The following is a 24,633-nucleotide window of genomic DNA, read 5'->3' as shown; positions in this document are numbered from 1 at the left end:
ACTTACCAGCAGTCAGAAACCAGTAATTCAATAACATAAATACTTTATAACTAATCTTTGCTCCTTGTTCCTTACTCCTAAAACCCATTACCTAAAAACCGATTAACCTAACATCCATCAAAATGATCAAGAATTATTTCAAAATTGCCTGGCGTAATTTATGGAAACAGAAATCGCTTACGCTGATTAATGTACTCGGGCTTTCTATTGCTTTTGGCATCGCACTTTTATTGTGCATGGCTGCATTTTTTGACCTCTCTCTGGATAAATTCCATGTAAACAAAGCTGATATTTATCAATTATACATCACAAAACAAACGAAAAAAAATGGGCCTGAAGCTGCAAATAGCTTTCCTATTCCTTTTGCTCCTACATTAAAAACCGAGCTATCAGAAGTGAAACACATTACAAGGTTTCTACAATCAGACATACTCGCTTTATTCAAAGAAAAAGAGTTAAATCTAAACATGGTAAACGTAGATGCTGACTTTTTCTCTATGTTTTCTTTTCCGGTATCGCAAGGGAATCACAACAGCTTACTGAAAAACAAAAATGAAGTAATTTTAAGTAAAAAAGCAGCAGAAAAACTTTTTGGCAAGGAGAACGCCATCGGCAAAACTGTAAAATTAAACATTAATAAGCAACAGCAGCCTTTCATCGTTACAGCTGTACTGGAGGATTTTAATCCAGAAAGTACCATCAAATTTGATGTTGCGATTAGGTTTGAAAATAGGCCAGACTACGCCGAAAATCTAGACAAATGGAACAATAGAAATCATGAAGTTTATATACAGTTAAATCCCAAAACCTCAATAGAGAGATTTGAGCAAAGCGCTCGTGCCTTCCTCAATCTTCACTATAAAGAAGACATAAAAGATGGCAAAGAAATGGGAATAAAGCCTGATGAGAATGGCCAGCTTCAGCAACTACATCTCATCAACTTTCCTGATGTTCATTTTGCAAAATATGAAAATGGCAAAGCAATAATTGCTAAATTTTATCCCTATTTAATTCTCGGTATTGCCTTCCTAATTCTCTTTATTGCGTGCGTTAACTTTATTAACATGAGTATAGGCACTAGTGTAAATCGTTTAAAAGAAATAGGAATGAGAAAGACACTTGGCGCCAATAAAAAACAACTTTTCTTTCAATTTTGGGGAGAAAGCCTATTGGTTTTTACCATCGCTATAGTGATAGGGTCTTTATTGAGCAGTGCATCTTTAAGCGAATTTAAAACCCTCTTTAATACTCAAGCTTCTTTCAATGCAGTATTGTCTCCCACGGTTTCAACCTTATTTTTATTGGGATTTTTAACCATTACACTTATTGCCGGTGGCTATCCGGCTTTGGTATTAAGCCGGCTGGGAACCTTGCAATCTTTAAAAGGCAAGGCAGCCATAACTGGAAGAAATAATTTAAGGAACGTGTTGATTGTCATTCAGTTTTGTATCGCTATTTTACTGATCAGCGGAACGATGATTCTTTGGAGTCAGCTAGATTTTATGAGAAACAAAAATCTTGGTTTTAACAAAACCGAAGTTTTTTCCTTTCCGCTAAACGGCAAAGAAAATAACCGGTTAGATGTTCAGCGGCTAAGAAATGAATTGCAAGGAAATCCATCTATAGAAAGCATTAGTGCATCAGATAATAATTTGGGGAGAGGAAAAGACGGAGGCATGAGTACAAGCATATTGGGTGTCGATTATAAAGGATTTAATCTCAAAACTAACATGCTCATAGTAGATTACGACTACTTAAAAACACTAGATCTAACGCTGCTGAAAGGGCGAACATTTAGTAGAGATTTTGGCAGCGACAGTTTAAGCGTCGTGGTAAATGAAACCATGGCAAAACAACTAGAAGAAAAAAATCCACTAGACGCCACTTTTTTAATGGACGATTCTATAAAATATTCGGTTATTGGCGTTATTAAGGATTATAATTTTCAAGGTTTAGATAAACAGATTGCACCGCTTACGCTATTTATGAAAAGCAATTGGAATTTGGATTATGTATATATAAAAGTAAAGCCTGGGCAGCTGATAAGCGCTTTTGAAACAGTGGAAAATGCTTGGAAAAAGATTGAACCGAGCGCAGAATTTCAAGGGTCTTTTTTAGACGAGAATATCGACAGAACATTTAAAAAAGAAAGGGTAATGACAACCATCATCAGCAGCGGCGCCGTAATTGCCATTGTGCTTAGCTGCATAGGCCTGTTTGCGCTATCTCTGCTAATTGTGCGTCAGCGGACTAAAGAGATTGGCGTTAGAAAAGTAGTGGGAGCGAGCGTTGCATCCATTGCTTTTTTATTGAGCAAAGACTTCATTAAGTTGATATTAATTTCCTTACTGATCGCTACCCCTATTGCTTGGTGGATGATGAGCAAATGGTTGGACGATTATGCGTATCGGATTAACCTGAACGCTTGGTTTTTCATCGCAGCAGGATTGCTAACCATCGTCATTGCGCTGGCTACCGTTAGCTTCCAAGCGATAAAAGCTGCGCTTGCAAACCCAGTAAAGAGTTTAAGAACGGAATGAGGTTGGTATTTAGTATTTAGTATTTAGTATTTAGAGATAACAATATGGAAAAGAAGTCGGCAATCAGTTGTTGGGCACGCGGTCATTGATCTTGCTCTTTATTCCTTACTCCTCAAACCTATTACCTAACACCAACAAAAATGCTAAAGAACTATTTTAAAACCGCATGGCGAAACATCAAAAAGAATAAAGTTTATTCTTTCATCAATATCCTTGGCTTAACGCTGGGGCTTGGTGCTTGTATGTTGGTAGCAACTGTAGTAATTGATGATCTTTCTTATGACGAGCAATGGAGCAATCAGAAGGAATTGTATCGAATTGTTACTGTAAATAAAATGGGGGATGGATTATACAATAGATTCACCTCTTCTTTTGCCGGCCTATCCGATAAGTTAAGAAATGATTTTCCAGAAGTTTTAGCAGTTGGAAAACTAAATAATACGGAAGATAGATTTAGAATACGTGAGAGTGAAGATCCAAACGGAATTAATTTATCGGTCTTACAAGCAGACACTTCCATTTGGAAATTACTAGATTTAAAGATTCTTTCTGGTAACCCAAAACATTATGTAGATGGGCAGCCGAATATTGTAATTTCCGAAAGTTTTAGGAAAAAGCATTTCAAAGACGAGAATCCTGTTGGAAGAGTAATTCATGATGTGCCTACTTATTCTGATAAAGCGACCCCTTACCTAGTTACTGGGGTTATAGAAGACATTTCTTCAAATTCGATTTTTCGCTCCGAAGCAATTGTAATTGAAAAAGGACGAAAAGAAGACCTAAAAAGTGAGCAATACGGTTCCTTTACCCCGAACAATTTTATCCTTACCAAACCAGGAGTAGACATTAACAAATTTACTAAAAAGCTAAATAATTGGTATACAAAGTTTGTAACCGTAAAAAAACCCTATCAGTACGAATTTCAACCTTTGGGCAAAGTTTATTTACATTCAGAATTTTCAGAAAATCAAAAAGTAAAAGGCGATATTCAAAATGTTTACATCTTTTGCGGTGTAGCATTACTCCTTCTAGTTATCGCCTGCGTCAACTTTATCAACTTGAGTTCTGCAAAGGCTTTACAACGTTTGCCAGAAACTGGCGTTAGAAAAATACTTGGAGCAGACCGTAAGCAGATCATCTTTCAATTTCTAGCAGAATCCATCTTATTCTTCCTAATCTCCACCATTATTGCGACCCTAATTTATTGGGTATCCATGCCATTTCTAGAACAATATTTAGGAAACCATTTAGAGAAGAATTTTACTTCTGGCTATTTGCTTTTAGGAAGCGCCTATGGTATCATTTTCATTATAAGTCTAATTACAGGTTCATATCCTGCATGGATTGTTTCGGGATTAAAACCCGCAGCTACCTTAAAAGGCAATTTGTTTTCTGGAAGCATTGGTGGGCATCAGTTGGTAAGAAAGAGTCTGGTTGTTTTACAATTCTCCATCTCTATCGTTGTGGTAATCGCACTTATTGTGGTTAAACAACAAATTAACTTCATGAAAAACAAAGATTTGGGCTTCGATAAGAAGAACCTAATGAACATAGGTTACATTTCTTGGGGGAAAAAGGGACAAACCTTAAAGAATGAATTACTTGCACAGGAAGGGATAGAAAGTGTGAGTATAACGTCGTGGACACCAACAAGTGCTGGTTACATGACAAAGGAAATAGATGACCCGAACCACAAAGGAAATAAACTGACCATTTGGTATATAAACGGAGACGTTGACTTAGCCAAAACCCTAGGCCTGCAATTAAAGGAGGGAAGACTGTTGAATAATACTTTTGCGACGGATAAAATGAGCGACGATTCTTTAATGCGATTAAGCAGATTCGAATATGAAAATACCGTTAAAATCCAATCATCTGTAATTACCGCCTATACCGCTAGCTTATTGAGCATCAAAAAATTAAACGAACCCATACAAAATGCTTTGACCACACCTGTTGGCATCGTCAAAGATTTCAATGCTGAATCATTAAAAAAACCGATTCAACCCACCATCATCACTGCCGAAAATGCACCTACTTATGGGAACATGTTAGTACGTGTTAAAACAGGTTATCAAAAGCAAGCAATCGAATCCGTAAATAAATTATGGAGACAGTTTTTTCCTGATAAGCTTTTAGATGTGCAGTGGGTTGACGATATGATGTTTAAAGAATATAGAGCGGAACGTCGATTACAAGAATTATTTGCTTTTTTTAGTGGACTATCTATGCTTTTGGCATGTTTAGGAATATTTGCCTTGATTATTCATACTGCACAGCAAAGAATGAAAGAAATAGGAATCAGAAAAGTCTTGGGAGCGTCTGTTCTTCAAATTAGCAGCCTGCTCTCAAAGGATTTTTTACAGTTAGTTTTAATGGCAATTGTCATCGCATCGCCAATTGCTTGGTATGCAATAAATACCTGGCTAGAAGACTTTGCCTACCGGATAACCATCAGCTGGAGCGTGTTCGCAATAGCTGGTCTAGGCGCCATACTGATCGCACTTATTACAATTAGTTTCCGAGCGATAAAAGCGGCATTGGCAAACCCAGTTAAAAGTTTGCGCACGGAGTAGCCTTAATGATAGAATAACATTAATTGCCGAATAATTATTGAAAATAAACCAGATTCAAAACCTATCTCAAACCTCAACAACACTTAACCATGAAAAAATCAATCATCACTTTTTTATTTTTTATTTTCACCGTTAGCCTGTGCACTGCGCAAAAAAGACGTGTATCTATCACAAAAAACGTCAATAATCGGGTATTACAAATAAACAACGATGCAGAAAAAATGCAGTTGAAAGTAAAAGGCGATGTGACCTTTACAGATGATGAAACGGCGGTTGACAAATTAGCACCAGACGCGGAGATCTTTTACAAAAAAAATCATGACAAACTGGAAATCACGCCGAACGAAAGTGGCTTACCAATTTACACCATTAACGGCACTAAAAAAACAAACTTAGAAACGGCTGATAAAATTCTTATTAGCCAATGCGTAAAAACGTTAATTGACAATGGAGTTGGAGCAAAAGAAAGAGCGGTAAAGTTATTTGCCAAAGGCGGCGTTCCGCTGGTTTTAAACGAGGTAGATCGTCACAGTACAGATTATGTACAATATATTTATTTGAACTTTTTAGTTGAAAAGCAACCGCTTAACAATGATGAAATGCTCACATTTTTAAATAAAATAGACAAATCGATTTCTTCAGATTACTACCGTGCTGAACTACTGGGAGGGATAAAAGAAAATTATTTTAAAAACGAAATTATAGCCGATGCTTACTTGGAAAATGTAAAAAACATCAAGTCTGATTATTACAAATTTAAAACTTTAAATGTCCCATTAAATTCTTCGCTTTCTGACAAACAAGTTGACCACGTCGTATCTCTTGCAACTGCTATGAGCTCTGATTACTACAAGTTTGAAGCGTTGGGCATGCTTACAAAAAGGAAAGCCATTTCTAATTCCCTTTTTTCTAAATTAATGAGTGCAACAGCCAATATCAAAAGTGATTATTACAAATCCGAACTTATTTCCTCTTTGCTTGCAAATGAACAACTCAATTCCAATCAGTATTCGCAAACAATAGCTGCTACGCAAAATATAAATAGCGATTTCTACAAAGCATCGATTTTGAAAAAGTTGATCAATCCTAACGTAAAAGATGAAAAGGAATGGAGTAAGCTGATTGGCTACGTTGCTCATATTAGTTCTGATTACGAGAAATCGGAAATACTAATTAAGATTGCTTCGAAAATGCCAGCCAGCGAAACGTTAAAAAATCAATTTACAGAGGCTGCAAAAGGTATTGGATCTGATTTTTATTATGGGAGAATTATGAGCGCGTTAAAATAATTTTTGAGTCTTTAAAATAGCACTAAAATCAGTTATAGATTATCAATGCTCAGTTGTTGGACATGTAGTCATTAATCTTTGCTCCTTGTTCTTTATTCCGAACCTAACACCTAGTAGAAATGTTTAAAAACCACCTAAAAATCGCCTGGAGAAATCTGATTAAGCATAAAACCTTCTCCATCATCAACATTTCAGGATTGGCAATTGGCCTGTCGATCTGTTTTATAATCTTGCTTTATGTACAAAACGAATTAAGTTACGATCGCTTCAACAAGCAAGCAGGCAACATTGCTAGAATCGCTTTTAAAGCCGAAATTAATGGGGGTAAAATCTTCGAAACAAATGTGATGCCTCCCGTTGCGCAAGCGCTAAAAAACGATTATCCGGAAGTTCAGGATGCTACAAGACTCCAGCCCGCTGGTGCCAGAAAAGTTACCTATAAGGAGAAAAGTTTTAAAGACGATGAACTCGCATTTGTAGACGCAAATTTCTTTAGCATATTTACATTGCCGATTATTGCAGGAGACGGGAAGACGGCGTTACAAGAGCCAAATACAATTATCGTTACCAAAGTAATTGCCAAAAAGTATTTTGGAAATGAGAATCCCATTGGCAAAATATTGTCTTTTCCAAACGACCACGCACAATTTAAGGTTACCGGAGTTATAGATGAAGTACCAGTTAACGCTCACTTTCACTTCGATATGTTCGCATCCATGGCAAGCCTGCCAAGTGCGAAATCTGACTCTTGGATGGTTTCTAATTTCTTCACTTATTTACTATTAAAACCAGATTATGATTATAAAAAATTAGAGGCAAAACTACCCGAGGTAGTCAAGAAATATATGGGGCCACAAATCCAACAAACAATGGGTATTAGTTTGGCGCAATTTATAACAAAAGGCAATCAAATGGGCTTTATTTTACAGCCGCTAACTTCAATTCACTTAAATTCTCATTCCAATTACGAGCTAGATGTACCTGGAAACGCCATGTATGTTTATGTTTTTGGCGTAATCGCCGTTTTTATCTTGCTGATTGCATGTATAAATTTCGTCAACCTTTCTACCGCCAGCGCAGCCAAAAGAGCGAAAGAAGTTGGCGTACGTAAAGTCATTGGATCTACAAAAATTCAACTTATGAAACAATTTTTAGTGGAGTCGGCATTGGTTGTTTCTATTGCACTTTTTGTAGCGTTGATTATTATTCAGTTGATGTTACCACTTTTCAATACCATTTCCGAAAAGCATTTAAGTTTCGGCTTCAACCTGCAAATTATTGCAAGTTTTATTGGCTTGGGTGCATTGGTTAGCATTATAGCTGGCATTTATCCAGCATTTTTTCTCTCATCTTTTAAACCGATCGCCACGCTAAAAGGTAAGCTTACCTCTTCTAACAATACCTTTGGATTACGCAGCGGATTGGTAATATTTCAATTTTTTATCTCCGTTGGTTTAATTATCGGTACCGTGGTTGTTCGGCAGCAAATGAAATACATCCAAAATAAAAACTTAGGATACGATAAAGAGCAACTGCTATCTGTCTCAAATTCTTATGCTTTAGGGAAGAATGAGCAGCTATTTAAAGCAGAAATGCTGCGCGATCCACGTGTCGTAAATGCAACGGTATCGTCTTACAAGCCCGCCGGACCAAGTAGTGGAGGCAATGCACTTTCTTTTTCGGAGGGACATGAAAATCAGATTATGAAAACTCAGGAATACCATATTGATGAACAATACATTCCTACTTTCGGAATGAAAATGGCTTCTGGTAGAAATTTCCAAAAGACATTCTCAACAGATTCTACGGCAATTATAATAAATGAAACCGCAGCAAAAGCCTACGGTTGGAATAATTTAACAGCTGTTGGGAAAACGATTATCAGACAAAACAGCGATAGAGGATCTAACGTGCCCTACCACGTGATTGGCGTGGTAAAAGATTTTAACTTCCAATCGCTTCATGAACCTATTACGCCGTTGCTAATGACACTTAATCCCGACTGGGGATTGATTTTCAAAGTCAAAACCACAGACATTCGAGGCTTGCTTTCATCAATGCGTAAACGATGGGGCGAGTTTAATACAGACGAACCATTCACCTATACATTTATGGATGATCTGTATAAAAAGACCTATTTGGCGGAAGAAAAAACAGAAACGATACTCAATATATTTTCTATGTTTACGATTCTGGTTGCCTGCCTCGGACTATTTGGATTGGTAACTTATACCGCAGAACAACGCAGCAAAGAAATTGGCATTCGAAAGGTATTAGGCGCAAGTGTAAATCAATTGGTTCAAATGCTGTCTAAAGATCTGGTAAAACTGGTTTTTATTGCCTGCCTTTTTGCTTTCCCATTTTCCTATTGGGTGATGAACAAATGGTTACAAGGATTTGCTTTTAGAATTGGTGTAAGCTGGTGGATATTTATTGTTGCCGGTATTGCGGCTTTGCTAATTGCATTGATAACGGTAAGTTTTCAAGCAATTAAAGCTGCGCTTTCCAATCCGATTAAAAGTTTAAGAACCGAATAGAAAAAATCTCGAGTTATACAAAATACTTAATTCAATCCCAACAAAGGAAACGAAAAATTGATCGACAATCAGTTAAGAAATTAAAACTAGTCAGAAATCAGCACGCTATTAAATTTATTCAATAACCTAATACCAACAACATGCTCACGAACTACATTAAAATCGCATGGCGGAATTTATTCAGGAACAAAGTTTTCAATGCCGTAAATATTCTTGGCCTTGCAGCCGGATTGTCGAGTTTTATCGTTATTCTGCTCTATCAAAACTATGAGTTAAGCTACGACAAATGGAGCCCTAAACTACAAACCGTTTATAAGGTTTCTTTGTTTCAAAAGGGCGATTATTCCCCACAAACGCCAGCACCTTTGGCACAATTTCTAGCAGATAACTACCGAGATGCAGAAGCTGCTACTTCCATGCAGGGAGGTTCTGATTATGAAGCTTTGATGGACGCGAACAACAAAAAAATCTATCAAAAAGGATTTATTTCGGTTGACTCTTCTTTTCTAAAGGTTTTTCCGTTTGAGCTTGTTCGTGGCAACATACTAACGGCGTTGAACAAGCCGGATGCCGCAGTTATCAGCGAAAAGCTGGCGAAAAAACTTTTTGGAAGTACAGACCCAATCGGGCAAACCATTAAAGTGTTTAATGCAGTTACCGGTACTATTACCGCGGTGATGAAAACACCAAAAACTCCTACACATTTCACTGCAGAACTCTTAATGCGCGACCCTTACGCCAAACAGAACAATTTTTGGGGCAATTATTCTTACCATACCTACATCAAATTAAAACAGCCAATTGCCGATGCAAAGTTCGAAAACGACATCAATAGAATTTATTATAAGGAACGTTTAAAGGAGGGAACTCAATCTTTCGAGAACTATAAAAAATCAGCGCAGCATACATTTTTATATAGCGAAGCGGTATCTGAGATCCATAATTTTCCAAAACATGGAGAAAGCAATTTTAAGACAGTTTCGATATTGCTTATTCTGGCCATTCTGTTACTACTCGCCGGAACCATTAATTTTAGCAATCTGGCGATTGCAAAATCGATTGCCCGCGCAAAGGAAGTTGGTGTAAGAAAGGTGCTCGGCTCTGGGAAAAAACAACTCATTTTCCAATTTATGACAGAGACTTTTCTGCAATGTTTATTGAGTTTAATAATCGCTTGCTTGGTTGTGTTTTTATCGCTAAACATCATCAACAATAGGTTTGATTTGTCTCTAAGTTTTTGGAATCAAATCCATACTACATTCATTGTTTTGCAAATTGCCGTCTCGCTTTTTTTGGTGGCTATTCTATCTGGCTTATATCCCGCACTAGTGGTTTCGAGGTTCGACACCGTAAAAGTATTAAAAGGAAGTTATGGCAATGGCTCTAAAAACCACTTATTCAGAAATGGGTTAATTGTACTTCAATTTATGGTTTCTGCATTTTTTATTATGTCTGCTTTTGTAATAAAAAAACAGATGAATTATATGCAAAATAAGGATAAAGGCTTTTCCTCTGTTCAAGTAATGCGCATTGAGGCTCCACAAAAATTACGAGAACAAGAATTTCCCACATTGCAAAATTTGCTTCTCGCCATTCCAGGGGTAAGCGAATTGGCTAAAACAACTACCGTTCCTGGCGATAGCAAAGAACTGTCTGATACTTCAACATACGGTTTTAACTATGCAGGAAACAAGTTTAGAATGACCTCCGTAAAAGTAAGCACCGATTACTTTACCACCTTAGGAATAAAATTAAAGGCAGGACGCCTTTTTAACGACAGCTATAATGATCAAAATACCCGCTCTGCAATCATTAACGAAAGTGCTTTTCTAAAGATGCACGATGCTAGTTTAATCGGCAAAACGATAAGCTTTAACGAGTGCGACAGTGTTCCTTTAAAAGTGGTTGGTGTTGTAAGCGATTTTAATGTACAGGGTTTCGATAGCGGTATTCAACCGGCTGTGTATACCATCGGCAACAAAGCCTGCATGTTTCAGTCTGGTGGAGGCATTCTTGTAAAAATAAATAGCACGCACATGCAAAATACGGTCACAGCGATTGAGCAAGCTTGGAGAAAATTGGATTCCGATTCACCGATAAGATATTCGTTTTTAGATGACAATTTCCAAAAATTATTCCTTTCCTATAGTAGGCTTCAAAGCTTAATTACGTTTTTTGCATTGATAGCTGTCGTTATTTCTATTATGGGACTCTTTTCTTTAACCGTCTTTTTCACGAAGCAGCGAAATAAAGAAATTGGAATACGAAAGGTTTTAGGGGCAAGTGTTACCCAGTTGGTTATGCTATTGAGCAAAGATTTTGCGCTTATCGTGCTTTTATCTGTCTTGCTGACCATTCCTTTTGGCTTGTGGGCGATGAACTATTGGTTAAATAGTTTTGTGTACAGGATAGCGATAGAATGGTGGTTTTTTGCAGTAGGCGGAGGATTGGTGCTCAGTATTGCACTAATAACCGTTAGTTTCCAGGCCATTAAAGCAGCCTTGGCAAATCCCGTAAAAAGTTTAAGAAGTGAGTAAATTAGACATTAGGTGTGAGGCATTAGGCTTTGCTGAAAATGCGCTCCTCTCAGAAGTGTCTTGATACTTGTTACTAAATACTTTAAAATGGAAATAAGCAATCAGAAGTTCGAGGTTAGACATTTGTTGATAATGGACAATTTGCGCTTTGCAAATTGCGCGCTAACACCGAAATACAACTGCTAAATAAGGGTTAAAAAATGAATAAGCTAGCGATTAAAATAGCCGTTCGTACTTTTTTAAAGGGAAAATGGTACAACTTTTTAAACATTATCGGACTCGCATTAGGCTTGTCGGCGTTTATTTTTGTGGCCTTATATGTCGATCATGAAAAGAGTTTTGATCAATGGAATAAAAATGTAGATCGAGTTTTCTTAGTAGAAAGAGAATTGCCTACCGGTATTTCTCCTTATACACCTGGCCTGCTCGCCGCAGCCATAAAAAGCCAATGTCCAGAAGTGGAAGAAGTTGGCAGAATGAATACCGCACTGTTCCAGATTCCTTTTTTTACGCCTTCTGGAAGATTCATGATTAAAAGTTGGGTCGGCGCAGATTACTCGATTGCAAAAATCTTAGACATTCAGCCGAAAGGTTTTATATTGAATGAAAAAAATGCTGCGCCTACCGTGTTGCTTTCTAAAGAAACCGCTGCTGTGATCTTCCCAAATGACACGTCTGTGGTGAACAAAACGGTAAACATGATGGCTAAATCTGGAATGCCAATGACGATTGCGGGAGTTGTGAGGGACGTTCAAGGAAATACAAATTTTAATTTTGATTGTATCGGATTTTCGGAAGACATTACCTCTGGAAAAGATCAAAGCTATGCTACCCAAATCTATCAAACCTTTTTACTGCTAAAACCTCACACAAACGTCGAGCTACTTTCAAAAAAGGTTGATAAAATATACAGAGAAGCAGCTTTAACCGATAGTAGTCAGGTAGCGAAAGATGCCCTCAATCATTCCAAGTCTTTGGCAATTTACCTAGATCCACTTAAAAATTTGCATTTAAAACCACACTATGGTTCTCCGGTAAACAATCAAATTGTGCAAAGCTTGACGCTGTTGGCAATAATTATTTTAATTGTTACCGGTGTTAATTTTACAAATCTCTATATTTCTCAGGCCAATAAACGTGGAAAAGAAGTTGGCATCAAGAAAATCAACGGGATGGGCAAAAAGGAAATCATCGCCCAATTTATGCTAGAGATTTTTGCGCAATGTTGTATTGCTTTACTCCTTGCCTATGTTATCATTGTTGCTGCGCTTCCTTATCTTAACCAATTGTTGCAGGTACACCTTTTTATTTCTGGCATTAACAGCCTTATCGTGCTCCAAATACTTTTTACCTTAATTCTATTAACGGCTTTAGCGGGCATCTATCCATCTTTAGTGATGGCAGGTTTCAATCCCGTCGAAGTGCTAAGAGGATCTCAGCTTTCTACGGGAGGTAAACTGTCTTGGCTTAAAAAATCAATCACCGTGTTTCAGTTTACTTGTGCAATTATTTTTGTCATTATGTTATTGGTAATCAATCAGCAATTAAATTACATGAGGTCGGAAAACCCAGGTTTTTCAGCCAAACAAGTAATCTACATAGATAATCTAGCGCTGTACAACAATCCAAGAACTTTTGTGTCTCTTAAAAATAGAATTGAAATGATCGCCGGGGTCACAAATGTTACGGTCGCATCTAATGTTCCGGGCGGAAATTTACCGACTTCGCAAGAGTACGACGTTGGGGGAACGGCATTTTCGATGAATACGATGAGTATAGATTACGACTACTTTAAAACGTTAAATATTCAGTTGGCCGACGGCGAAATATTCCACGCTACATTACCTGGCGATTCTACCAGTGCCATTGTGAATGAAACCGCTGTAAAAGCAATGCATCTTACAAAACCGATTGGAACCAGCATAACAGGATGTGGAGGAAATTATAAAATTGTTGGCGTGATAAAAGATGTGAAAGCCTATGGATTTGAACAGCGAGTAAAGCCTACCATTTATCTAATGAACGACCATTGCGGCCTCGCAAAAACACAAATTATGGTTGGGGTAGAGACTAAGGCTTTACCGAGCGCTTTAAAAGCCTTGAATCAACAATGGCCCGACATGAATAAGCTTGACGGAGAAAATTTTAATTATTATTTCGTAGATGAATTGTACGGAAAGCTTTTTATAAAGCAGGAGCAACTTAAAACTGTGCTCTCCTTTTTTACGGGACTTGCAATATTTATTGCTGCTCTTGGCTTCTTTTCGCTTGCCGCTCAATCCATCAGGTTGAGGATGAAAGAAATTGCAATTAGAAAAGTTTTCGGTGCAGGAAAACAGCATTTAGCGGCTGTTTTAAGCAAACCATTTTTCTACATCATATTAGTGGCAAATATTATTGCTTGGCCCGTTGCCTTTCTGCTAGCGGATAAATGGCTACAAACTTTTGCTTATCGCGTCGAAATTTCTGTCGTTCCATTTGTAACTGCACTATTGCTTTCATTCATCATAGTTGGAATTACAGTTTACTTACAGATATTTAGGGCAGTTAGATTTAAACCAGCAGAAAAACTTAAGGAGTAGCTATTAGAAGTCAGAAATCAGTTATCAGCAATTCATTATGGCCTCACACATACTACCTATAACGTATTACCTAAAACCTAGTATCCATAAAAAATGGTTAAAAATTATATAAAAACGTCTTTCCGATATTTAAAAAAATACAGGGTTTTTTCTGTAATAAATTTAATTGGGCTTTCTTTGGGTTTATGCATTTGTTTTTTTGCTTTTCTCTACGTCAGTTTTGAGATGAACCATGATACAGCACCAAAACAAGCATCCCAAATTTATAGCTTAGTAACTGATGAAAAAAAACCTGATGGTATAAATTATGAAAGTGCTTCGGCGGCAATGGGACCGGCAATGCTTGTCGAATTTCCAGAAGTAAAAGCATTTGTTCGAATTTTTTTAGACGATTATATCATTCAAAAAGGCCAAGAAAATTACGGGACAGCTCCCTTGGCTTATGCCGATTCCACTCTATTTTCTATATTTAGTTTTCCGCTAATCGCCGGAAATACTAAAACGCTGTTCAATGCGCCTTTTGACATGGTCCTTTCAGAATCTGCTGCCAAGAAGTATTTTGGAACTACAAATTGCCTAGGCAAAACGCTCACCTTAAACGGAAATCAGCATGCTACCGTAACCGGCGTAATGAAAGATATCCCGGCAAATTCTCACTTTAAGAGAGACATTATTCTTTCCCTTTCGAGCCTAATCGGGATTGAAGGAAATTCTACTTGGACGACCAACTGGAACCGTTATGGCTTTAACACCTATCTTCTATTGAAAAAAAATGCGTCGATAGAAAAGTTGACGGCTAAACTTCCTGATTTTATAAAAAGGCATAATGTCCAAACCAACATGATACAAATATTAGCTTTAGAACCTTTAAAAGATGTCTATTTGAAAGGTAAAGCAAGAGGAAGTAAAGCCGGCACTATGGATCACGGCGATATCATTCATGTATATGCATTTTCTTTGATTGCGATATTGGTTCTATTTATTGCTTGTTTTAATTTTATTAATCTAACCACCGCTTTTTCTTTACAGAGAACAAAAGAAATTGGGATTAGAAAAGTATTGGGTGCAGTTAAACAACAACTAATCATCCAGTTTATGAGCGATGCTTTAATTATCTGTTTAATTGCTTTTGGAGTTGCTTTGTTGTTGGCTATTCTGCTTATGCCAACTTTTAACCAAATGATAGATGTAAAATTAGGATTTTCATTTAATCAAGAGTTAAAAGCAATTGCTTTACTTTTCCTATCTTCCATTTTGGTTGGATTAATTTCAGGACTCTATCCTGCGCTCTTTCTTTCCTCATTTAAATCAATTAATAGTTTAAAGGGAATTGAAAACCTAAAAGGCTATTCTGTAAGAAAAACCTTGGTAATCGTTCAGTTTTGCATCGCCATCGGTTTGATAATTTCGACTTTATTAATTTACAGACAAATTGATTTTATGAAAAATCAAGATTTGGGCTTTAAAAAAGACCACATGGTTGTAATCGATTTTCAATATGATAACCGAATCCTAAACCATAGAGATGCCATTAAAACACAATTAGCAGAAATTGCCGGAGTTAAAGAAACGAGTTTCTCTTCTTACATTCCCGGAAAACCAAATAGAAAATTTCCGGTTGAAATTGAAAGCGCAAATAGAGTAAAAAAGGAGTTTCAATCAGATGCGTATTTCGTTGACGAGGATTTTCTAAAGCAGTACCAAATTGAAATTTTAGCAGGAAGAAATTTTTCTAACACTTTTAATGACAAATCGCAATCCATGATCCTCAATGAGGCGGCGTTAAAAACGCTGGGCTACAAAAATCCACAAGATGCGATTGGAAAAAGATTTTCTCAGAAAACCGCTAATGGCGACGGAACAATTGTTGGCGTTATAAAGAATTTTCATTTCCATTCTATGGAACAAGAAATCCCGCCGCTCACATTAAGAGTTTCTCCAGGGTTTTTTACCTTCCTTTCTGTCACAATTTCTGGAAAAGATGTGCCTAATACGCTTAGATCGATAGCACACAAATGGGCTGAATTCGCTCCAGATTTGCCGTTTAGTTATTTCTTCTCAGACGACGCCTATAATGCAATTTATAAGTCGGATGACGACTTTCAAAAAGTATTTACTTATTTGTCAATCATTGCGATACTAATTTCTAGTCTGGGTATTTTTGGGTTATCTGTTTTTAGCATGGCTCAAAGAAAAAAAGAAATTGGAATTAGAAAAGTGTTGGGCGCAAGCATTCCAGAAATCATTAAAGTGCTATCATTAGATTTCATCAAACTTGTAGTTGTTGCTTTTTTCTTGGCCATTCCCTTGGCTTGGTTCGGAGTATATTATTGGCTTCAAGAATTTGCATATCGAGCAGAAATTGTCTGGTGGATTTTTCCTGTTTCAGGATTAGTCGCAATGTGCATCGCTTTTCTAACAATTAGTTTCCAAGCAATGAAAGCAGCATTGGCAAATCCTATAAAAAGTTTGAGAACAGAGTGACGTCCTTTAATTAGCTATGAAAAATCAATAGATTATCTAAACCATGTTCAAAAACTACCTTAAGATCGCTTGGCGAAACATCCTGAAAAGAAAGTTTTATTCTATCCTAAATATTTTGGGCTTAGCCATTGCCGCATCTAGTGCGATTTTAATTTACTTATACATCAGTTACAACCTTAGTTTCGATACATATCATAAAGCCTATCAAAACATATTTCGTGTGGTTTACGAATTGCATCTAGAAAAAACGGAATACGATAAAGGCGGCTCTGTAGCAATTTATAATAAGCTAAAGTCAGAATCTGCACAAGTCCGACAGGCGGCATTAAAAATGGAAAACCAAAGCTTTGTGGTTAATATTTCTGCACAGGGTAAAAATCGCTTTAAGGAAGACAAAAATATTGCTTTTGTTGACGAAAATTGGTTTAGTCTTTTTAGCTATAAATTTATTCAAGGCAACTATAAACAGCTTGATGAACCAAATACCGTTGTATTGACAGAGAAAATTGCCAAAAAATATTTTGGAAAAAAGCAAGCGATAAATCAATCTATCTTTATAAACAAGCAAGAGTTTAAAGTAATTGGTGTCGTTTCAGATAAACCTTATCAATCTGATTTAAAATCAGACATTTACTTGTCGTTTGCTTCGTTTAAAAACCTAAATCCGGAGGTTGAGAAAAGCTTTTTTACAGACTGGGGAAGTTTATCATCGAAGTTGGGCGTCTATGTTAAACTCAATAACCAGCAACAAAGCGCAGTTGTAGAAAAGCAATTGGCATCGACAACCAGAGAAAAGTTCGGTGCGGATGGCGCAAAATATTATCATTTTGAGCTTTTGCCATTAAGCAACCTTCATTTCAGTGCAAATTATGGAGGGACGGTTCAAAAAAGTCTTTTTAACGTTTTAACACTTATTGGCTTTTTAATTGTCATCATTGCTAGTGTTAATTATATAAATTTAATGCTCGCGGGTCAGGCGCGCGATGCTATAAATATCGGCACGAGGAAGGCATTCGGAGCATCTAGAAAGCAGCTATTTGTACAGTTTATGGTAGATTCTTTCTTAAACTGTGCGATTGCTTTGAGTATTTCCGGTCTTGTAGTGAGTTTGTTGCTGCCATTTCTAAATGAAATACTGTTCTTTAATGCACCAATCCAAATTGCTAGTTTTAAAAATCTAGTGCTTTATGCCGTTTCATTATTTATTTTAATTTCCATCCTCACCGGAATGTATCCTGCGTTGGTATTGAGTAGGCTCAATGTGGTTAAGGTATTAAAAAGCAAAGCGCTTAAAATGCATGGAGCTTTCGGCCGGAAATTATTAGTCATCTTTCAAAATGTAATAGCTCAATGTCTAATTGCAGCAACTATTATAATGGTAATGCAGGTCCATTTGCTAACCAACACCGACAAAGGTTTTGACCGCGAATCTGTAATAATGGTTCCAATTGGGAAAATTTCGGATATTCAAAAAGCAAGGTTAGGCCAAGAATTAAACGCGCTGTCATCCATCCAATCGTTCAGCTACGTTAACAATCCGCCATCTAGTAGCAGCGAGCGAGGTGCAACCGTAAAGTTTAGCAATAGAGCTGATTGGGAAAAATGGCCTGCTCGTTTCGCTATTGGTGATTTTAATTACCCCAAAACGTTTGGTCTAACAATACTTGCAGGAAGAAGTGTTAGAGCTAATTCTTCTAAACCCGAGTTTTTGATTAACAAAACGATGCTAAACGCGCTGAAAGTTAAAGATGTAAGTGAGGTACTTGGAAAAGAGCTAACCGCAGGCGACTACATCGGCATTATTGTTGGCATTGTAAAAGATTTTAATGTAAAATCGCTTATCGGGCCCATTGAACCATCAGTTGTTTTACAGATCAAAAACTTAGAAACTAATTTAGCAATTAAATTACCCGCTGGTAATCCGCATTTTGCACTTCAATCAATTGAACAAATTTTTAAGCAAAGGCTTCCGGAGCAAGTATTTAGTTACCAATTTTTAGACGATGAAATTGCAACTTTATACAATAAAGAAACGCTTCAACAAAACATGATTTGGATGGCGTCTTGCGTGGCCATTACCATATGTGTAATGGGGTTGTTAGGCTTAATTTCATTGATAACCTTACAAAGAACAAAAGAGATTGGAATTAGAAAAACACTAGGTGCAACTGTGTTCCAAATAGGTTTGGTTTTAACGAAAGAATTCATGTATGTCACTGGGATCGCTTTTGTTTTGGCTGTTCCTCTATGTTATTGGATCATGAGCAAATGGCTAACCAACTTTGCCTACAGAATTGAGCTTACTTGGTGGATTTTTGCAATTTCTGGTGCTTTAGCAGTTATAATTACCTTAGCAACAATCAGCTTTCAGGCGATAAAAGCAGCTGTAGCAAACCCGATAATAAGTTTAAGGAGTGAGTGAAGAAACAAAAAATGAGGAATAAGGAACAAATATAAAATGGAAGTCGGAAGTCGGATTTATATCTATATTACATATAAAATCTTTTCACGGAAACCTGTCTTGCAACTTGATAATAAATACTAATTCAATGAAAATCAGCAATCAGTGATCAGCAGTCAGCCAATTCGTAAATCGTAAATCTTAAATCATAAACAAACATGTTACTAGAATTAAAAAACATCTTTAAATGGGTAAACTCGGGAGGGAATAGAACTTTTCTCCTAAAAGACATCAACCTTAAAATACAAGAGGGAGAATTTATCTCCATTATGGGGCCATCTGGTTCTGGAAAATCTACATTACTGCACGTGATCGGTATGCTTGATAATTTTAATGAGGGCGAATACCATTTCCTTCAAGAAAACATCAATCAACTGAAAGAAAAGCAGCGAACACAACTGTACAAACAGTACATAGGCTTCGTTTTTCAGGCATATCATCTTATCGATGAACTAACCGTTTATGAAAACATCGAAACACCCTTGCTTTACCAAGATGTTAAAGGGAGCGAACGCAAGGCGATGGTTGCAGATATGTTAGATCGGTTTAACATTGTAGGCAAAAAAGATCTTTTCCCGGCTCAGTTAAGCGGCGGACAACAACAAATTGTAGGGATCGCCAGAGCGTTAATTAGTAAACCAAAGCTTATTTTGGCCGATGAGCCAACGGGCAACCTAAATAGCAAGCAGGGCGAAGAAATTATGGAGTTATTTAAGCAGCTCAATGAAGAAGGTGTTACGGTAATTCAAGTAACACATTCAGAAAAAAATGCGGAATATGGCTCTCGGATCATTAATTTAATGGATGGAAAGATACAGCTTTAATGTCTTGATTATGGCGTAGAAACTCGAAAAACAGCAAAGACAAAAGGCAAATTTTTATTTAGTGCTTACCAGCCGAAAACTACAAATACAGGTATGTGATCTGAAAGTTTTCGTGCTGCAAAATGGCTTGCACTTACATTTGCCTTTATATTAACTACGGCGATAGGGATATTTTCTCTAAGAAGTCCGATACCCATAAGGAGTGTATGTATTGGACCGGCGATCATTACGAAGCTATTACTTGCTACAAAAAAATTTACGGAAAAGAAATTATTGCTTTAGACACTTTAATGCTATTTCACTTTAAAAAAAATCCAGATACCTTAACCACCTATTCTTTAGGTAAAGTTTGGTACCTAAAAAAGAATGGAAAGCTGGAGTTCTTTAGTGCATTCGGCCATCATACTATATTTACAGATAAAGAACTTAAGCCAATCAGCGCCTACATCATTAACAATTATTGCCAACAACTTCCAGCGGAAAACACTAACGGTATCTCTGCAGGCCAACATCTTTCTAAAGATTAAATCTGCAGGCCAACATCTTTCTAAAGATTAAAATAGTGTTGCCTTAATTAATCCTGTAATACAAAAGCCACCAGATGCTGCTTAATAGATAAAGAAAGCGCAACCAAAAAAAAGCCCGGATTGGGTATTAAAAAAAATACCCAATCCCTAGCGCATTGCTAAAGTTTTAGAGACTTATAAGACCTTATAGAATTAGCCTTTAAATGCGCTTCCATGAGTTTATTGGCAGATTATAAAAAGAGCGTCTAATAAGTATAATATATCCAGATCGATTTTTCTTAGTAAAATTTCATATTTTCGTGCCAAATTGCCCTAACGTGTCAGATAGCTTAGTCATCATTCCAACTTACAACGAGAAAGAAAACGTAGAGAAAATTATTAGAAAAGTGTTTTCCCTAGCCCAATCTTTTCATGTGCTCATTATTGATGATGGATCACCTGATGGTACTGCAAATATTGTAAAGCAGTTGCAAAACGAGTACGAAGGACATTTGTTTTTGGAGCAACGTGGCGGAAAACAAGGTCTGGGTACTGCTTACATATACGGATTTAAATGGGCTCTGCAGCGCAATTACAGCTATATATTCGAAATGGACGCCGATTTTTCTCACAATCCGGATGATCTTTTGAGGTTGCGTGAAGCTTGTTTACCTAAAACAGAAAACGGAGAGCAGGGTGCAGATTTAGCAATCGGTTCTAGGTATGTTAAAGGTGTAAATGTTGTTAATTGGCCGATGGGCCGAGTGCTGATGTCTTATTTTGCTTCTATGTATGTACGCGCCATCACCAGAATAAAAATACAGGATGCCACAGCAGGATTTAAATGTTACCGAAGAGTTGTGCTAGAAACCATACCGCTAGATAAAATAAAATTTGTAGGTTATGCTTTTCAAATTGAGATGAAATATACAGCCATCAAATTCGGTTTCAAAGTCGTTGAAGTACCCATTATTTTTACCGACAGAACTGAAGGAACCTCAAAAATGAGCACAGGAATTTTTAAAGAAGCTTTTTTTGGGGTAATACAAATGAAAGTCAATAGCTGGTTTAGAAATTACGATCGAACTAAATAAAAGTCATAAATTTTTTTAACTGCTTTTTACTTTCATTTTTAAATAAGGAATTGACGTTTAAACCGTTATCTGCAAGCAATCTTACCGTAAATTTATTTGGCAAATTGGATCATTTATCAATTTTAAATCACACTTTTGCAAAAAATCTATAACAATACATGCAGAGTTATTCAGAATTTCTAGATCTAAGCGTTGGTTTTCCTCAAGAAGGTTTCGACGTTATAGATGATGAACTTTATTTTCAGGATTTGAACCTGATGGAAATGATAGAAACCTACGGCACTCCCCTGCGTTTCACTTACCTGCCCATGATCACTAAGAAGATTCAGCAAGCTAAGATTCTTTTCCAAACCGCAATTTTAAAAAATAACTACCGCGGCGATTATAAATATTGCTATTGTACCAAAAGCTCGCACTTTAAGCACATTGTAGAAGAAGCTTTAAAAAACGACATTCACCTGGAAACTTCATCGGCTTTTGATATGCCTATGATTGACGCACTTGAAAAAACCGGTAAATTAACTAAAGATACCACCATCATTTGCAATGGTTTTAAAACGTACCAGTACAAGACATATATTATTGATATGCTGCATGATGGCTATAAAAACATCATTCCGGTTTTAGATAACAAAGAAGAATTTAATCTTTTTGATGACGAGGTGGAAATGGATACGCCTTGCAACATAGGCATTCGGATTGCCGCAGAAGAGCAACCCGATTCTCAATTTTACACGTCGCGCTTGGGTGTACGGATGGAAGACATTATAGATTTTTACAACAATAAAATCCTTCCAAATCCAAATTTTAGGGTTAAACTATTGCACTTTTTCATCAATTCTGGCATTTCTGATACGCCTTATTATTGGAACGAATTAGAAAAATACGTTACGCTTTACTGCAAATTCAAAAAAATAAATCCAGATTTAGACACCCTTGATATTGGCGGCGGAATGCCGTTTAAAGATTCCTTGGTGTTTGATTTCGATTATGAATACATGGTAAACGAAATTGTAAAACGGATAAAAGAAATTTGTGCGGTTAACGAAGTGATGGAACCTAACATCATTACAGAATTTGGAAAATACACCGTTGCAGAAGCATCGGGTATTTTGTACAAAGTATTGGGCAGGAAACAGCAAAACGACCGCGAAAAATGGTTGATGTTGGATGGATCGTTCATTACAAATCTGCCTGATGTTTGGGCATTGAACCAGAAATATATTTTATTGCCCATTAACAATTGGGACTCTGAATATGAGCGCGTTAACCTTGGTGGGATTACTTGCGATGGTCAAGATTATTACAACCAAGAAGCGCACATGAATAGTGTGTTTATGCCTAAGACGCGTAAAGTACAGTATCTCGGCTTTTTCAACACGGGCGCTTATCAAGAAGTTTTAAGTGGTTATGGAGGCATACATCATTGCTTATTGCCTAGTCCAAAACACGTCATCATTCGCAGAAACAGAGATGAGAGCTTCAATTTTGAGGTTTTTGGCGAAGAACAAAATAGTAAGCAGGTGTTGAAAATATTGGGTTACTAATTTCTAATAGTCAAACCATAAGAAAAGCGAAATCATTATGATTTCGCTTTTCTTGTCTAAATAGCTAACACTCCATTAAAAATGGTATATCATTAGAATTTTTATCAAATGTAACGATGGTTTTAAACCTATAATATCCATTTTCACCTCTGTACTTTTTTACCATTCTGGTCATACAAATTCAGTTCGAATTTCGCTTCAACCAATAAGCGGTTTTCACCGATTTTTTCTGATTTTATGATTTAGAATTTAAAGTTCTTCTGAATGTCTGGACCTAGCCCAATTTTTTTTATGATTGTGTAATAAGGTACATTTGAGCTGAGTTCTAAATCAAAGTTTCTACCAGAAAAATGGATCATAATTCCATCTAGTTTTTGACTCACATGATAATCTGTGCAAATCCCCTATTGCCAACTGTGTATAGACTAGCATTGTCAGCAAAACCCGAAAGACTTACATGTGCCTCGAATTGATTTTAATTCAGTTTTTTAGCGAAGGTAATCTCAATAGTTTCATGCTCAACACCAAACTTTTTAGATACAGAATACATGGTAAAATGGAGCTCTCCATAACTATATAAATTTCCTATCTGGCCCCGAGACCGCCTGCCAGGTGTTTTTTTATTACAAAGTTAAATGTTTACTCTGCATCCATTTTTTTTAAGCTTTACAGAACTTTCCACAGTCAATCTTAAAAACCTTCTTTTTCAATATCTTTGGAAGACAAAAACTATTTATTATGAATTTTGGCAAAGTAGACGATCCATCCCTTATAGATTTCAAACTTCCGGCAGATGCCGAAGAAACAACTGCTATTCTAAAAGAAAACAAGAAAAATCAGTCGTTCGATGCTTACGTGGGTTGCGCAAAATGGAACAAAACCGATTTAAAAGGCTTTTATCCAAAAGGAACAAAAGATGAGTTGACGTATTATTCAACTCAGTTTAATTCCATAGAACTAAATGCTACTTTTTATGGCATGCCCAGTATAGATCAGGTGAAAACCTGGCGAGAAAAAACCCCAGAAAATTTTAAGTTCTTCCCAAAGTTAACAAACACCATCAGTCATTTTAAACGGCTGATTAATGTGAAAGAGTCCGTTGAACAATATTGCGATTCGATAGCCAACTTCGAAGATAAACTGGGGATGGCATTTTTGCAGCTACATGATAATTTTAAGCCCAAAGATTTCGACCGTTTGCAAAAAGTAATCGAAGAATTTCCAAAAGTAATTCCGCTAGCGGTAGAATTGAGAAACGAAGAATGGTTCTCAAACTCAAAAATATTGAACGACACAACCAAATTGTTTGACGAAAACAACATTGCAAACATTATTGTAGATACTGCCGGAAGACGAGACATGTTGCATATGCGCTTAACATCTCCAACCGCTTTTATTCGCTTTGTTGGAGCTAACGATGATGGCATTGATCAGAAACGTCTTGATGATTGGATAGATAGAATTGCCTTTTGGAAAAAAGAGGGTTTGCAGAATCTATACTTTTTTGTGCATCAAAACATAGAACTTTCCTCACCATTGCTCTCTGCTTATTTTACAAAAAAGTTAAACAAAGAATTAGGTACAGATTTAATTATACCAGAAATGGCGCCGAAATAGTCGGAGTTTGGGTCATTCATCTTGAAAAAAGGAAACTAA

At 36.7% G+C, this 24,633-nt stretch carries 13 protein-coding genes; all 13 read left to right on the top strand.

What is annotated here, in order from left to right; genetic code table 11:
• Positions 1-122 precede the first annotated feature (122 nt).
• The 13 genes from ACVWYG_RS06150 to ACVWYG_RS06090 all read left to right on the top strand — a co-directional run bounded on the left by ACVWYG_RS06150 (position 123) and on the right by ACVWYG_RS06090 (position 24,594).
• On the top strand, positions 123-2,540 hold the full coding sequence (locus ACVWYG_RS06150; RefSeq protein WP_457269288.1) for an ABC transporter permease: 2,418 nt from the start codon (positions 123-125) through the stop codon (positions 2,538-2,540).
• 140 nt (positions 2,541-2,680) lie between these two features.
• Positions 2,681-5,116, top strand: a complete 2,436-nt coding sequence (locus ACVWYG_RS06145) for an ABC transporter permease (RefSeq protein WP_457269287.1) — start codon at positions 2,681-2,683, stop codon at positions 5,114-5,116.
• Between the two features lie 89 nt (positions 5,117-5,205).
• Positions 5,206-6,405, top strand: a complete 1,200-nt coding sequence (locus ACVWYG_RS06140; protein WP_457269286.1) for a hypothetical protein — start codon at positions 5,206-5,208, stop codon at positions 6,403-6,405.
• A 119-nt stretch (positions 6,406-6,524) separates the two neighbouring features.
• Positions 6,525-8,942, top strand: a complete 2,418-nt coding sequence (locus tag ACVWYG_RS06135) for an ABC transporter permease (RefSeq protein ID WP_457269285.1) — start codon at positions 6,525-6,527, stop codon at positions 8,940-8,942.
• 140 nt (positions 8,943-9,082) lie between these two features.
• Positions 9,083-11,479, top strand: a complete 2,397-nt coding sequence (locus ACVWYG_RS06130) for an ABC transporter permease (RefSeq protein WP_457269284.1) — start codon at positions 9,083-9,085, stop codon at positions 11,477-11,479.
• 200 nt (positions 11,480-11,679) lie between these two features.
• Positions 11,680-14,061, top strand: a complete 2,382-nt coding sequence (locus ACVWYG_RS06125) for an ABC transporter permease (protein WP_457269283.1) — start codon at positions 11,680-11,682, stop codon at positions 14,059-14,061.
• 93 nt (positions 14,062-14,154) lie between these two features.
• Entirely contained in the window at positions 14,155-16,545 is a 2,391-nt protein-coding gene (locus ACVWYG_RS06120) for an FtsX-like permease family protein (protein ID WP_457269282.1), read from the top strand.
• Between the two features lie 43 nt (positions 16,546-16,588).
• Positions 16,589-18,967, top strand: coding sequence for an ABC transporter permease (locus ACVWYG_RS06115; RefSeq protein WP_457269281.1), 2,379 nt, complete (start codon positions 16,589-16,591; stop codon positions 18,965-18,967).
• A 197-nt stretch (positions 18,968-19,164) separates the two neighbouring features.
• Positions 19,165-19,830: an ABC transporter ATP-binding protein gene (locus ACVWYG_RS06110; RefSeq protein WP_457269280.1), complete on the top strand. Its 666-nt coding sequence runs from the start codon at positions 19,165-19,167 to the stop codon at positions 19,828-19,830.
• Positions 19,831-19,952: 122 nt separating this feature from the next.
• On the top strand, positions 19,953-20,357 hold the full coding sequence (locus ACVWYG_RS06105) for a hypothetical protein (protein ID WP_457269279.1): 405 nt from the start codon (positions 19,953-19,955) through the stop codon (positions 20,355-20,357).
• Positions 20,358-20,674: 317 nt separating this feature from the next.
• A complete protein-coding gene (locus ACVWYG_RS06100) occupies positions 20,675-21,430 on the top strand; it encodes a polyprenol monophosphomannose synthase (RefSeq protein ID WP_457269278.1) in 756 nt (251 codons plus the stop codon).
• Positions 21,431-21,588: 158 nt separating this feature from the next.
• Positions 21,589-22,977 carry an arginine decarboxylase gene (locus ACVWYG_RS06095; protein ID WP_457269277.1) on the top strand — a complete coding sequence of 463 codons (1,389 nt, stop codon included), beginning with the start codon at positions 21,589-21,591 and terminating at the stop codon, positions 22,975-22,977.
• A gap of 738 nt (positions 22,978-23,715) precedes the next feature.
• On the top strand, positions 23,716-24,594 hold the full coding sequence (locus ACVWYG_RS06090) for a DUF72 domain-containing protein (protein ID WP_457269276.1): 879 nt from the start codon (positions 23,716-23,718) through the stop codon (positions 24,592-24,594).
• Positions 24,595-24,633 lie beyond the last annotated feature (39 nt).

Source organism: Pedobacter sp. UYEF25 (assembly GCF_054061655.1).
The sequence above is the reverse complement of the archived record's forward strand: the minus strand, read 5'-3'. Positions and strand labels throughout refer to the sequence as shown.